The organism is Dyadobacter arcticus (assembly GCF_011762185.1).
Classification (GTDB): Bacteria; Bacteroidota; Bacteroidia; order Cytophagales; family Spirosomataceae; genus Dyadobacter; species Dyadobacter arcticus.
Genome location: NZ_JAASQJ010000007.1, coordinates 80706 through 94836 on the forward strand (window position 1 = coordinate 80706; position 14131 = coordinate 94836).

The window sequence follows — 14131 nt, forward strand, 5'->3', positions numbered from 1 at the left end:
CCGTTAACGTTCAGATCATGTCTAAAAAGAACCGCTCAGGAATCATTTATTCAACCAATCCTGATTTTGAGTTCAATGATTCGGAAGATGAGCGGGAAACATTAACGCCCGCTCAGCAAGATCTGCGTATCTGGCTGGATCGGAAAGGAGGCGGAAAGGTAATCACGGTTGTGAAAGGATTTATCGGAAATTTGCAAGATCTTGAAGCGTTAGGAAAGCAATTGAAGGCACTTTGCGGCAGCGGCGGAACTGTAAAAGATCAGGAAGTTCAGATCCAGGGCGACCATCGGGACAAGGTTATTAACTGGCTCGTTTCCAAGAGCTATAAAGCAAAAAAAGCCGGAGGTTAGTCCGGCCTTTATTATAAAACTTTTGTAGTGTCTATCTCGGTAGGTGCCGGGATTGGTGGTGGAGGCGGGACCGTTTGCTGATTACTTCTTCCACTTTCAAGCACTTCCACATTCGTCACAAAATATTTGGTGTCCCCATTCCATGGTAATGCGAAAAACTTTTCCTCATAGGTAAGCGAAACCCTATGGCCGTTTTTTATCGCTTCTTCCAGTTTACTGATCGCATCCTTATTTTTACCATTTACTGAAAACACCCAAAGGGAGGAATTCATAGTGCCATCCCCGTCGTAAAGCCCACCCATTCTCAATTCGCCTTCGTAAGTTTTAAACAAATAACCCTTATTGCTGAGCTTGGTAATAAAGCCTCCTCGTTTACCTTCGCTGTAATAACCAAAGGTCAGATAATATAGGATTCCAAATACAATAGCCAGAAAAATGGCAAATATGACCCATTTACGCATAGCAGTTTTTTCAATGGTTATGTGATAAGCGAACTTCGGAAAACCGTTTGATTTTTCCTATTATTTAGCCCGGATTGCAATTACAGGGTCCATTCTGGCTGCCAGCATTGCCGGAACAATCCCAGAGAGTACGCCGATGATGCTGGAAACTCCCAGGCCCAATAAGATATTACCGGGCGTCAATAGTATTTCCAATGAGCCAAGTGACATGAATGAAAATAAGTAAACTAAAAATATGCCAACCAAGCCACCAACAAGACTGAGCATGACGGCTTCAAAGAGAAATTGAAAAAGGATCGAATAATTCTTTGCGCCAAGCGATTTCTGGATTCCGATCAGGTTTGTGCGTTCCTTAACGGATACAAACATGATATTAGCGATTCCAAAGCCTCCAACCAGGATTGAAAAACTGCCAATAACCCAGCCGGCCGCGGTTAATACGGCAAAAAGACCTGCAATTGCTGTTGCTGCCGCCTCCGGTCTGTTTAAAGAAAAATTGCTTTCTCCTCTGGGTTTAATGCCTCGTTTGGTTCGCATGAGACCCGTGATTTCTGCTTCCACCTCTTTCATTCCCTCATCATTAGGGTAACCTTTTACCACAATATCCGCACTCCTTCTACCCGATTGGAACATTTTTGAAAATGCTGTGAACGGGATGAGGCAGTTTTTGTCTGGACTACCGCCAAAATCGAGTAAACTTTCACCTTTCTTTTCCCTTACACCCACAATTGTGAATTTATTTCCCGCCAGCTTAAACGTTTTCCCAACCGGGTCCCGACCAGGAAATAGCGCAGCGGCAATGTCGGCGCCTACAACGGCCACGTTCCGCGCATTGTTGGTTTCCAAAGGAATAAAGTAGCGGCCGGTCTCAATTGGGATTTCTGAGATTAGATTGTATTCAAATGAAACACCTTGAATTTGCGCATTAATACTGTTTGAGCCATTTTTCAAGGTTGTATTTCCTTTAAAATCCATTACAGCAACAGCACTGGCAGATTCGAGATTGTCGTAAAGAAATTTGTATTCAGCATAAGTGGGCTCAGGCCATTGAAAATACTTCCACCACTGGTATTCCCCACCGAAACCCCAGGGCCATTTCTGGACATAAATCACTTTATCGCCGATGAAACTTAAACTTTCTTTAATGCTGCGTTCCAAAGAATCCACAATGGTGAAGACTGCTACGATTGCGAAGATTCCCACAGTTACACCCAATAATGACAGGATCGTCCTGGTAATATTGGATTTAAGGGCCTGCCAGGCAAACCGGAAACTTTCTAATACCTGCCGTAAAAATTTCATAAGTGCCGTTTGGACAATAGAATGTAAAAGTTAGGATGAAAGTCTTCTGTTTTGAATAAAATTGGTATAAAAGGCAAGAAAAACGGCTTGATTTAATAAATTACAAACTTATCCAAACACTCCTATATGTCCCTACGCTACGCATTTCTACTTTTTGCCGCAGTTATCCCTGGGATTTTATCAGCCCAAAATCCTGTAAAGGAATCCACGGGATTTTACCAGTTTGAATCCGATGATCCCAATCAAAAACCATTTTTCAGCGATCGGCAGGGTCTTTTGGCTAAAAACGGGATGGTTGCTACGGCACATCCGGATGCATCAAAGGTAGGGGTAGAAATTCTTAAGGCAGGGGGAAATGCGGTGGACGCGGCTGTGTCTGTACAGTTTGCTTTGGCAGTAGTGCATCCTTCTGCGGGAAACCTTGGTGGAGGCGGGTTTTTATTGTTTCGTGATAAAACGGGCAAAACCAATAGCATTGATTTCCGGGAAAAAGGCCCTGGCAAAAGTCATGCCGATATGTACCTGGATAAAGACGGGAACATTATAGCCAAATCGAGTACGCTGGGAAGGCTGGCTTCGGGTGTACCGGGTTCCGTAGCCGGAATGGTAGAAGCACACGGCAAATATGGAAGTCTTCAATGGAAACAATTGCTTCAGCCTGCAATTGATCTGGCGGAGAAAGGAGTGATACTCACTGAACGGGAAGCGCGGGGATTGAATGCGGTAAAAAAAGATTTAATCACATTAAATCCCGGAACAAAGTACTTTTTGAATCCATCAGGTAAGGACTGGGTTGCAGGGGATCTCCTGGTCCAAAAGGATTTAGGAAAAGTTTTACGTCGCATACAAAGAAAAGGAAGGGACGGTTTCTATACTGGAAAAACAGCGCGACGTCTTGTGAAGGACATTAATAAGAATAATGAAGGTATTATCAGTAAAAAAGACCTCGCGGACTATCAGGCCCAGTGGCGGGAAACAATTACGGAGGATTATAAAGGTTATAAAGTGATTACGATGGCACCGCCATCCAGCGGAGGAATTGCTTTACTTCAATTAATGCGCCTGACCGAACCTCATCCTCTCAGGAAATGGGGCTGGCACAGCGACTCCACGATCCAGGTTATGATTGAGGCAGAACGTAGGGTTTATGCCGACCGCGCGAAGTTTTTAGGTGATCCGGATTTTGTGAAAGTGCCTGCGGAAACATTGATGAGCAAAAATTACTTGCAAAGTCGCTGGGCTGACTTTGACTGGAATAAAGCGACGGATAGCAAGAATGTAAAAGGTGGTGTCTTTCCGGGTTACGAAAGTCTTGAGACAACCCATTTTTCCATAGTCGATAAAGAGGGAAATGCTGTTTCACTAACTACGACCTTGAATGGAGGTTATGGAAGTCGAGTCGTCATCAAAGGCGGTGGCTTTTTTATGAATAATGAGATGGACGATTTCAGCATTAAAGCAGGAGCGCCCAATATGTACGGTCTGATTGGCAACAAAGCGAATGCGATTGCGCCAGGCAAAAGAATGCTTTCGTCGATGACCCCTACGATCATTGAAAAAGATGGGAAATTGCTGATGGTCGTAGGTACCCCGGGTGGCTCTACTATTATCACATCAGTTTATCAAACCATTCTGAATGTGCTGGAACATGGTATGACAATACAGCAATCGGTGAATGCCTTAAAATTTCACCATCAATGGTTGCCAGATAAAACGACATTTGAAGCAAACGCTTTTTCAGCCGGTGCCATTAAAAAATTGCAGGACAAGGGCTATATTCTTGAACAGCAGAGAAATACAATAGGCCGGATGGATTGTATACTCGTACTTCCCGATGGGTCACTCGAAGGGGGCTCAGATCCACGTGGGGACGATACCAGCATTGGATACTAAACATTAAAAGCATTGATCAGGCGTGTGTCAACGCCCTGATCAATGTCTCATGGTCAGGAAATTGCCTAATCAAATCTTCTTTTTCCGCCATTTCAAAATCTGCAAAATCGAATCCCGGCGCTACGGTGCACCCAACCAGAGAATAAGTACTGCCATCTGCCGGTTTTGAAGCAAACCACGAACCTGCGGGCACTACCGCCTGAAAAGTTTCACCATTTTCAGGGTCAGCGCCAAGCCGAATGATTTCTAGTGCACCCTTTTCAGGATCAATTACAAAAACTTCCAAAGGATCGCCGGCATAAAAATGCCACATTTCATCTGATTGGATTCGATGAAAGGCGGAAAAATCGGTGCTTTCCAAAAGAAAATAAATTCCCGTCGAAAATGACCGGTTGCCAGCAAACCGCTCTGGAAGGCCATATTGACTTATGCCTTCTGACGAGCGATAGGTTTCAGCATAAAATCCTCCCTCCGGATGGGGTTGCAGGTTGTATTTCTCTGTCCAATATGCTGCTGCCTTCATAGGTGTTTTTAAATGATCATTGACTTAACGTCGACGTTTCCACTAAATAAAAATTTGAAGTAATATCCTCAGCATTTTCCTGGTATGAAAATAATGACTAATTTTGATCAATAATAATCTAAATTAATCATTATTGATCAAATGGAGAAGACAAGCGTTAGATTAGTTAATGAAGAAATCCTGTCGGATAACTGGTATACCTTACGAAAATACACCTATGATTATCAGCGATCTGATGGGAGTTGGGAGCGGCAAACCAGAGAGGCTTATGATAGAGGTAATGGGGCAACGATTTTGCTATATAATATTGAAAAACAAGCAGTTATTTTAACCAGACAATTCAGGTTACCAACTTATACAAATGGGAATTCCACTGGCATGCTCATTGAAGCCTGCGCTGGGTTACTAGATAAGGATAATGCAGAAGATTGTATAAAAAGAGAAACCGAAGAGGAAACCGGCTACCAGATTAAGTCAGTCAGGAAAATTTTTGAAGCTTATATGTCACCGGGTTCAGTAACAGAGATTTTGTATTTCTTTGTTGCCGAATTTTCTGATGAAATGAAAGTAGGTGATGGTGGCGGCTGCGAAACGGAGCAGGAAAATATTGAAGTGATTGAGATTCCATTCGATCATGCAATTCAAATGATCGCAAATGGAGACATTAAGGACGCCAAAACGATTTTGCTTATTCAGTATGCCCAATTGAATGGTTTACTTAATAAGAATTAACATTATTCTAAACTGAGCGAAGTCGAAAGATCTTTCGACTTCGCTCAGTTTGAAATTTAAGAAATCGGATCCGGAGTTGGCGTTACTTCTACATTAGCAGCTGTACCTTTTCCACCGACAAACTTGTCATAAAGATCTTTAAAAAATGCTTCTGCATCCGGGAAGCTGCTTTTCAGCGTTTCTGCACCTTTTGATTTGAGATCCTCAAAATATTCCGGCGCTTTGTCAATTGCCCCCTCAGCGTCAGTTTTAAGGTTATTTGCTTTGGTCTTCAAATCTTCCAAAAGCTTCTCGCCTTCTTCTGTCTGAAGATATTTATGCGCTGCCACTCCGGCCGCTGCGCCCAGAATAAATGTGGCCAAATGTTTCGAATTGATGCCCATGATTTCCAGTTACTTAGTTTAAATTAAAGTTATCGAAGTCTTTCCTCTTTTAAAAGAAATGATTGTCGCTCCTGACGTTAAAAAATTGTGCCCGTCTCAAGATAATGTCAAATCTGCTTACTTAATCTCGAAAGCAGCCTGCATCCGGTAACTGATTTTAATTTTCTGGTATTGAACATCGCTCTCTGTGACAGCATCCGCAGATTCAGCCTGCGCTAATGAACGTACATTGGCCTTTGCAAACATGGGCTGCGGAAAATATAAGTTTTCATCCAATTCTTTTATTTCCAATACCTTACCCAACTTTTGTTCCAAAGAAGCAACAAGATATTCTGCTTTGTCTTTTGCAGCTTTTAGAGCATCGATTTTCACCTGCTTCTTAAATTCCTCTCTTTTCGAATGGTCTACGCGTGACACATTAGCATATTGCACCCCACGACTTTCAACTTTGGACATGATCACGTCGAGCTTATCCGGACCGCTCACTTTCAATTCGTACTGCTTGCTTTCGAGAAATGTAGCTGGCTTTTTCTTCTTGTCTGTATAATTTTGATATCCCCCCAAACCGCTTATGGACAAAGCATCTTTGGGTAAACCAGCATCCGTGATCGCCTTAATCAGCTGCTTTTCAAGTGTGCTGATCACCACCTTATCTTTTTGGTTTTTTTCATCTTCGAAATATTCTCGCAGTGAGATGTTAAAATAGATTTCGTCAGGAACGACTTCCATCTCAGCGAACCCGGCAACTTCAATTTTTGGTAACTGAGCTAGCTGTTCATATTTAACCTGAGAAAATGCAGGAAACAAAGCGGATACGGAAAATAGATAACCCAATAAAAAGACTTTTTTCATGGCTCTAATAAAATTATGAATGAGTTTAAATACGATTGTTTAGAGTCGAAAAAATAACAAAGGTTTAAGCAATCTGCGGGGATGATTTTTCAAAAATTACAATTAAGCTGTTGTCAGGTAAAATTCTGATAAATAGAATCCATAATTCTTACAAAATGCTGGTAATCCGAATCGTTCAGACTTCCCCACCCCTTTCTGCGGATATCGGCTACAATTGGAAACGCCTGATTGTAGGTTGTTTCCCCGCTTTGAGTGAGAAAGAGATTGAATTTCCTACGGTCCCCGACAGCTGCCCCCCGCTCGACCAATCCCTTTTTTTCAAGTAAGTCGATAATTCTCGTTACAGTCGGGGGATCTTTGAAAGTCATTTCAGCAAGCTCATTCTGGCTGATTCCCTGTTTTCGGAAAATATGGTCGATAAGAACCCATTGATCTACTGTCAGGTCAAAACCAGCTTCCGTTAATTGCTTTTGGAGCGCGTTACGAATCTTTTTAATAGTCGTGTCTATTTTAAAAAAATAGGCGCGATGATCCGAATGATGTGTCATGTGGAGTACGTTGAAGTTTGGGGATTGCGTATTCATATTATAAGGCCGCCCAACTATTCGTCTACTAATAATTGCTGAGAAAATCCTTCGATAAACCAATCTGATTTACAGTAAGACGCTTTGCCCGACTCCTTTTTAATACATGCCACGGCCACTCATCTCCATCATTACTGCCACTTATAACCGCAGCAATATTCTTACTTACTCCATTCAATCTGCGCTGGGTCAAACCTACACCGATTGGGAATTGCTTGTTATTGGCGATTGCTGCACCGATGATACTGATGCGGTAGTAGCAGCATTCAACGATCCAAGGATTACATTTTTCAATTTAGAAGAGAATTTTGGAGAGCAATCTGAACCTAATAATGTGGGTATGAGATTGGCAAAAGGAGATTTTATAGCTTTCCTGAACCACGATGACTTTTGGTTTCCCGACCACCTGGAATTTTCCCTTAATTTTCTTCACGCATCTGGTGCCGACATTGTTCTCGCTAGCGGATTTATAGATCACCATGAAAATAAGAGCGAATTCTTCCTTAGTGGAATAGTTCCTGAAAAGTACGGATATCATCCCTCACGTGTTTTTGTTTCTGCCACTAACTGGCTGTTTAAAAGGGAATTAGTCAAAAAGGTAGGGTTTTGGAGACCGGCAAAGGATTTATATACTGTTCCTTCTCACGATTGGCTGAAACGGGCCTACGAATTAGGTAGCAATATTTTGCCGACAAAGCATTTTACAGTAATTGCCCTGCCTTCCAGTTCCCGGAAAAATGCATATAAGGATCGAACGATTGATAAAGCCCCATTTTATTCTGAGCAATTGAACACAAACCCTCATTTTAGGGAGCAAATTATTTCTGAGAATCTTTACAAATGCTTTGAAGTGCTGTACTACGACGAAAACACGTATTACTGGCGCTTTTTTACAAAAAAAATCAAGAATGTCTTTATAAAGCTTGGCCTGAATACCATCGAATTTGAATTAATGCGGCGGTTTGGAAAAGGGGGGCTCTTGCGAAGTTACCGTAAAAGAAGAGGATTGAATCTCAACTAATTCCTTTAAAATTTTAACCGTTATGCTACAAACATCAAAATGGACGGTCAGCGGCGCCATTAAGGACCCTAAAAGTATTACCGCCAAATGGAGCCCCATTAATATGGCACTCATTGATGGTGTTCAGGTAAAGGAAGTGAAAAATGTAATCAAAAATAATGGTCATCTTACTGAGATTTATAGGCAGGATTGGGAAATGGACAATCTGTCAGTAGATCAGATTTTTCAGGTATCACTTAATCCAAACGGTATTTCGGCATGGCACGCTCATGAAATGACAACCGATAGGATATTTGTAAATATGGGTTCGATTAAAGTTGTCCTATATGACGCCCGGGAAGAGTCGCCAACCTTTGGAAAAATCAATGAATTCAGATGCGGTGCATTGAGGCCGATGCTGATCATCGTTCCGCCAAGGATCTGGCATGGCGTTCAGAACTACACAAGTGAGCCGGCGGCATTGTTGAACATTGTCGACAAAGCTTATCAATACGACGATCCGGACCACTGGAGAATCCCGGTGGATTCACCCGAAATCCCGTACACATTTTCATAATATCGATTTGAAAAACTGCCCGATTGGAGAACAATGGTTTAGATACGTTTGAGAATTCTGTTTTCCCGAGTATCCGATGGAATCTGATCCTCTCATTTGCAGGGCAGCTATGCAATATCGGCATCACATTGGTGTTAAGTCGTTTGCTGGAGCCAAATGATTTTGGAATGATGGCGGCCGCACTCGCATTGGTTGCGCTGATCGAAGCTTTTGGATCTTTAGGTGGTACGGCCGCATTGACACAGCGTCCGATCTTGTCAGACGAATTCTATTCAGCGGTTTTCATCGTTGCGGGAGCAATGGCCATCCTTATGATCCTGCTTATTTCCGGGTTATCTCCTCTTCTGGCTTCTTTTTATGACAGACCGGAACTGCGGAACATCTTTCTTTTGCTGACTTTGTCAATCCCTTTTCAATTCCTGGAAATATTTCCGCTCGCGGAATTACAGCGGCGGCTGGCTTTCGACAAAATTGCCTCCATCACTTTTTTTAGCATTATTATCGCAGGAATCTTGTCATTGTATCTGGCTTATCTTGGTTATGGCTGGGTTGCCCTGGTCGTGAGGCTGTTGCTGATCCAGGGAATAAGGACCGTTTGCTTTTGTGTGATCGCCTGGCCAAGGTTCAAAATTGTACTACGTTTACAGGAAGTAAAGGACTTACTTCATTTCGGTATACCTCAATCCCTATCGCAATTCATGTCGATTTTTGGAAGACGGATCGATGATATTCTAATTGGCAAGTTGATGGGTACGGGCGTACTTGGGGTTTACAGTTTGGCTTATAACCTTTATATGTGGCCGGTTTCAAACATAAAAGGAAGGATTTCCCAGGTAGTTTTCTCAGCATTATCCAAAGTTCAGAGTGATCCGGCCGCTATGGGTAACTATTATTTAAAAGTCGTTTCATTGGCTACACTAATCGGTTTTCCTGTTATTATAGGCTTTGCGTCTGTTTGTGATTTAGCTGTTCCTGTTATTATGGGTGAAAAGTGGATGGCCGCTGTTCCTATTTTGCGCATTTTGGGAATTGCTTCCTTATTTGAGATTTGCGTATTTCCGGGTGCCATTTACCAGGCAACCGCGCGCACCAGGACTTACCTGAAAGCAACGATCATTACCCGGGTAATTGCCGTGATCGGAATCCTGGCAGGACTTGGCTTTGGATTGGAAGGCGTGGCGGGCAGTATCGTGATAACGAGTTTTATAAGTTTATTTATTTATAATTATTTCGTCCGAAAACTGATCCCCGTTACCAATTGGCTTTTATTCTCAATCATATTGAAAGGAAGTCTGTTCAGTTTTGTAATGCTTTTCCTCATTGTTTCCTTTCGAATAATGCTGGGAAGCCATTTTTCTGAAACGCAAGAATTGATGCTTTCCGTCTTGATTGGAATGTTGTCTTATGGAATTTTAATGAAAAAATATCATCCCGATTTGTTCGGCGGCAGTATGTTGAGCTCACAAAAAAAAGCACCGGCGCGTTGACTGCCGATGCTCCATTAGTTTTCCTAAATACTATGCTGAATTTCGAGCTGCATTAATAATACCAAACATGGCTCTCATAATCAGCTGATTGTAAGTCTCAACATCTACCGGAAGTTGTGTCGGATCCATAGAAAGCATTTGCAATGCATACTGCTGAATGGTGATCAGCGGCAACACGATTCTTTCCCTGGTTTTAATAGAAACCTTCGTTACATTATTGCTTTCGAGCAGTTCCTTTTGGCCTGCAACGTCCAGCAATAATTCCCGTGTCAGCAAAAATTCATTATGCATTTTATCCCAGAATTCTTGATAATCCTCTTCTTCCCGAAGGTATTTGGTTGCAGGAAAAAAGGCTTTCGACAGCGATTGCATGGAGTTTTCAATCAAAGTCCTGAAGAAGAGTGACCTTTTATACAACTGCTTGACAGTTTCCAATTGACCATTTTTCGCCATAAACTGAATTGCAGATCCGAAACCATAGAAGCCAGGAACATTCTGCTTCATTTGTGCCCACGATCCTACAAAAGGAATGGCTCGCAAATCCTCAAACTTCAGGCCTTCATCCGCATTGCCGCGTTTTGTAGGTCGGCTTCCAATATTGGTCTGACCGTAGAAACGCAATGGCGTTTTTTTATCAAGGTATTTGACAAACATTGGATGATTTTTGAGATCCAGGTAGGAGTTATAGGCCGACTCGGCCATCTCTTCGATCAAAACTTTATCAGCTGCACTTAACTCATCTTCCAATCGATTGTCTCTGAATAAATGGTTTTCCAATCCCGCTGAAAACAGCCTTTCGAGATTGTACATCGCCGTCGTAACCGTGCCGTAATTAGAGCTAATCGTCTGACCCTGAACTGTGAGCTGAATTTCCTTATCTTCAATTTCACTTCCTAGCGACGAGTAAAAGCTATGGTTGTTACCGCCACCACGAGCTGGCGGACCTCCGCGACCATCGAAAAAGGTAACCTTAATTCCCAGCTCGCGGGAGACTTTTGTTAATTCTTCTTTTGCGCGGTAAATGGACCAGTTCGCCCTCAGATATCCGCCATCCTTGGTACCATCAGAAAAACCAACCATAATAGTCTGGTGATTTTCCCTGTTTTGCAAATGTGAGCGATAGAAACCATTTTCATACAATGCCCGCATGATACCAGGCGCATTGGCCAGATCGTCTACGGTTTCAAAAAGCGGGACAACATCCACAGCAAACCTGCCGTCTTCATCGGCAATCAGGTTTTTCGCAAGCGCGACTACCTGCATCACATTCAATGCAGAAGTGTTGTTGCTAATCACATATCTATGAGCGCCTTTTTCTCCATTTTTTTCCTGAATGGTTTTAATAGCTCGTATTGAGCCCAAAATATCTTTGGTAAGCTCGTCCTCATAATCTTCATCCCGAAGCGGAATATTCAGCGAAAGCAGCAGCTCGATTTTTTTCGTTTCGTCCCAGCTTTCATAATCACCGTATTTCAGTAAGGGCACCTTTTTTTCGAGTCTTTTTAAAATGTCTTCCCATGCTTTCGCATGTTTACGGCTATCCTGGCGAACGTCCAGGCTTGCAAAAAAGAAGCCAAAAAGATTCAACTTGAGAATAAAATTATCCAGCAACTCAACAAACAAACCCTGATGCTTGGAAACCAGGACTTCTCTCGCTTTCAATAATTCATCAATCAGCTCCTGGGCATCCGCATATCCTTCCTCAAATGGCCCGAAAATCGTGCTATTCATCTTTTTCTCAGCAAGAGAAATCGCATCATCCACCCCTTTGAATGTCAACCGGCGTTTCAAGGTCCTCAAATCCCGGTAATAACCTCTCAAAAGAGTTTCCCGCAGTCGATCAGCTACTTGCAAAGTGATTTCAGGATTTACGAACGGATTCCCGTCGCGGTCGCCGCCCGGCCAGAATCCCAGTCTGAAAACATTGGGATGCGGCCAATCATGAACGCTCATACCTAAGCCGTTAATGAGTTTTTCCATGATAGCAGGAATCGCATCATAATAAACGTTTTCCAAGAACCAGCATAAGCTTACTGCTTCATCAAAAGGCGTAGGTTTCTCGTGATTGATGAAGGCTGTTTTACCCAATTGCAGTAGAAGCTGATTCACTTCGGTGAAATCATTGATCTTTATCGCGTCTTCAAGATCATTGATGATTCCCAAAACTTTACCAGAATAAAACTGGGTTGGGTGCGCCGTAAGGACAATTCTAACACTGTAATCTTCAAGTTTTGTAAGCAGCTTCTTCTTTAGTTCATCACTATCCAATCTTTCGGTCAGATAATCAACTGAACCCTTTCCCGTAAGATCGTGCGTTTGATCAAAGGCTGCATCTTCTACCGAATCAAATAGAACCACTTGTCTTTCAATGTATTGGATAAATGCAAAGAGAAGATCCGCACGTTCTTTGGGTGATGCTGTTTCCAGAAGCTCTGAAAAAAAATGTTCGATGATTTCCTTGGGAGATTTACCCTCCTGAAAACCCACCTCGCTTTGCTGCGTAAGTATAGGAAGTAACGAGCCTGTCTGAAAAATACCTCGGTAAGGCAAACTGAGGAAAAGGCTGTTGAAAATATTGTACTTTGTTACGACTGCGTCCTGGAAACTATTATTCATCATGGAGCGACGAAATTATATTTGGAAAATTGCGTTTAGGGTAAATATACTCCTAAAAAATGGGTTTCAGGCTTTTGGATGAGCTTGCTGATGCGTTTTTTTGAGCTTTTCAATGGAGTTATGCGTGTAAATCTGTGTGGCTGCAAGATTTGCGTGTCCCAGCAATTCTTTGATCGCATTGAGGTCTGCGCCACGATTTAGCAGGTGCGTCGCATAAGTGTGACGAAGCACGTGTGGACTTTTTTGGGAAAGCGTCGTCACTCCGGTTAAGTATTTTTTTACAATCCGCTGAATGAAAACTGGATAGGCCTCCTTCCCTGAATCAGTAATGATCAGTTTTTTTGTGTTCTCCACCGGTGATCTTTGCTGCAGATATTTTTTTAATAAATCAATAAGTGACGAAGATACCGGTACAATACGCTCTTTCGCCCGTTTTCCAAAAACACGGATCGTTCTTCCGGTTAGGTCCACATTAGGTATCTCCAGATCGATCAGTTCTGCCAGACGAATTCCTGTTCCATACAATAATTCCAGGATAACCCTATCCCGCAGCCCTTCAAAATCATCCGAAAATGTTGCTTCTTCAAAAAGCATCTCCATTGATTTCTCTTCTACATAAGCGGGCAGCTTTTTTCTGGTTTTTAATGCAGAAAGGATTTTTGTAGGGTCTTTGGTTATATGTTTTTTTCTTCTTAAAAATCCATAATAAGCCCGGAGAGACGCGATTTTTCGGTTGATAGACGAAGGATTGAGGCCCTCCTCCATTAAACTCACCACCCACGAACGCAGCATTGGAGCATTTGCATTTTCAGGAGCGCCACATTCATACTGAAAGAGAAGATATTTCTGAAACTGGTCCAGATCCGTCTCGTACGAGGTTACTGTATGCACACTGGCGCGCTTTTCAAATTTAAGAAATTCCAGAAATGACGCTATCATGCCTGTAACATACAAAAAAAAGAGCTGCCTTGCGTAAGACAGCTCTTTTTCCAATTGATGTGGATATAATAATCCTATTGAAATCTTTCAGAAAACAATTCCGGAGAACTAGTCTTCTAAATGACCGTAAGTTTTTTCTTTATAAACGGCACGCAACACTTCGAAACGACGTCTCACTGATGGTTTTTCGAAAGCTGTGCGCGCACGAAGCTGACGCATGGTACCAGTTCTCTCAAATTTCTTCTTGTAACGCTTAAGAGCGCGGTCAATCGATTCGTTGTCTTTAATGTTGATAATAAGCATGCTTGAAATTTATAATGTTCTTTGGATTGTTTCTCTGAAAATCGGACTGCAAAGAAAACTTATATCAAACAGAATATCAAGAAATAAGTCATTAAAATTGGGTTATTTTTGTAATACCCACAGGGAAAG

The 14131-nt window shown here is 42.3% G+C and carries 15 protein-coding genes; 6 read left to right on the forward strand and 9 right to left on the reverse strand.

The window, feature by feature from the left end; genetic code table 11:
• The first annotated feature begins 17 nt into the window (after positions 1–17).
• Positions 18–350 (forward strand): translation initiation factor, encoded by a 333-nt coding sequence (locus tag FHS68_RS25215; protein ID WP_167276719.1) that lies wholly within the window; start codon positions 18–20, stop codon positions 348–350.
• Positions 351–361: 11 nt separating this feature from the next.
• Here the strand turns inward: FHS68_RS25215 and FHS68_RS25220 are convergent, their stop codons facing one another.
• Positions 362–811: a DUF8785 domain-containing protein gene (locus tag FHS68_RS25220; RefSeq protein WP_167276721.1), complete on the reverse strand. Its 450-nt coding sequence runs from the start codon at positions 809–811 to the stop codon at positions 362–364.
• Between the two features lie 60 nt (positions 812–871).
• Positions 872–2113, reverse strand: a complete 1242-nt coding sequence (locus tag FHS68_RS25225; protein WP_167276724.1) for an ABC transporter permease — start codon at positions 2111–2113, stop codon at positions 872–874.
• A gap of 126 nt (positions 2114–2239) precedes the next feature.
• Here FHS68_RS25225 and ggt point away from each other — a divergent pair, with 126 nt between their 5' ends.
• Entirely contained in the window at positions 2240–4006 is a 1767-nt protein-coding gene (gene ggt, locus FHS68_RS25230; protein WP_167276726.1) for a gamma-glutamyltransferase, read from the forward strand.
• A 16-nt stretch (positions 4007–4022) separates the two neighbouring features.
• Here ggt and FHS68_RS25235 read toward each other — a convergent pair whose 3' ends face one another.
• Complete coding sequence (locus FHS68_RS25235; protein ID WP_167276729.1) at positions 4023–4529, reverse strand: cupin domain-containing protein; 507 nt, start codon at positions 4527–4529, stop codon at positions 4023–4025.
• Positions 4530–4670: 141 nt separating this feature from the next.
• Here FHS68_RS25235 and nudK point away from each other — a divergent pair, with 141 nt between their 5' ends.
• Positions 4671–5261, forward strand: coding sequence for a GDP-mannose pyrophosphatase NudK (gene nudK, locus FHS68_RS25240; protein ID WP_167276732.1), 591 nt, complete (start codon positions 4671–4673; stop codon positions 5259–5261).
• Positions 5262–5317: 56 nt separating this feature from the next.
• Here the strand turns inward: nudK and FHS68_RS25245 are convergent, their stop codons facing one another.
• From FHS68_RS25245 to FHS68_RS25255, 3 genes are all read right to left on the reverse strand, one after another.
• Complete coding sequence (locus FHS68_RS25245; RefSeq protein ID WP_167276735.1) at positions 5318–5644, reverse strand: YtxH domain-containing protein; 327 nt, start codon at positions 5642–5644, stop codon at positions 5318–5320.
• 117 nt (positions 5645–5761) lie between these two features.
• Entirely contained in the window at positions 5762–6496 is a 735-nt protein-coding gene (locus FHS68_RS25250; RefSeq protein WP_167276738.1) for an SIMPL domain-containing protein, read from the reverse strand.
• Positions 6497–6609: 113 nt separating this feature from the next.
• On the reverse strand, positions 6610–7044 hold the full coding sequence (locus FHS68_RS25255) for a MarR family winged helix-turn-helix transcriptional regulator (RefSeq protein WP_167276742.1): 435 nt from the start codon (positions 7042–7044) through the stop codon (positions 6610–6612).
• Positions 7045–7186: 142 nt separating this feature from the next.
• Here FHS68_RS25255 and FHS68_RS25260 point away from each other — a divergent pair, with 142 nt between their 5' ends.
• The 3 genes from FHS68_RS25260 to FHS68_RS25270 are packed head-to-tail and all read left to right on the forward strand — an operon-like array spanning position 7187 to position 10144.
• Positions 7187–8101 carry a glycosyltransferase family 2 protein gene (locus FHS68_RS25260; protein ID WP_167276745.1) on the forward strand — a complete coding sequence of 305 codons (915 nt, stop codon included), beginning with the start codon at positions 7187–7189 and terminating at the stop codon, positions 8099–8101.
• 22 nt (positions 8102–8123) lie between these two features.
• Positions 8124–8657, forward strand: coding sequence for a dTDP-4-dehydrorhamnose 3,5-epimerase family protein (locus FHS68_RS25265; protein ID WP_167276748.1), 534 nt, complete (start codon positions 8124–8126; stop codon positions 8655–8657).
• A gap of 23 nt (positions 8658–8680) precedes the next feature.
• On the forward strand, positions 8681–10144 hold the full coding sequence (locus tag FHS68_RS25270) for a lipopolysaccharide biosynthesis protein (RefSeq protein WP_167276751.1): 1464 nt from the start codon (positions 8681–8683) through the stop codon (positions 10142–10144).
• A gap of 30 nt (positions 10145–10174) precedes the next feature.
• Here the strand turns inward: FHS68_RS25270 and FHS68_RS25275 are convergent, their stop codons facing one another.
• The 3 genes from FHS68_RS25275 to rpsU all read right to left on the reverse strand — a co-directional run bounded on the left by FHS68_RS25275 (position 10175) and on the right by rpsU (position 14002).
• The gene (locus tag FHS68_RS25275; protein WP_167277040.1) at positions 10175–12760 is read right to left on the reverse strand and encodes a phosphoenolpyruvate carboxylase; all 2586 of its coding nucleotides are present in this window, start codon (positions 12758–12760) and stop codon (positions 10175–10177) included.
• A 66-nt stretch (positions 12761–12826) separates the two neighbouring features.
• Positions 12827–13699 (reverse strand): phage lytic cycle repressor MrpR family protein, encoded by an 873-nt coding sequence (locus FHS68_RS25280; protein WP_167276753.1) that lies wholly within the window; start codon positions 13697–13699, stop codon positions 12827–12829.
• Positions 13700–13807: 108 nt separating this feature from the next.
• Positions 13808–14002 (reverse strand): 30S ribosomal protein S21, encoded by a 195-nt coding sequence (rpsU, locus tag FHS68_RS25285; RefSeq protein WP_026629542.1) that lies wholly within the window; start codon positions 14000–14002, stop codon positions 13808–13810.
• Positions 14003–14131: the final 129 nt, after the last annotated feature.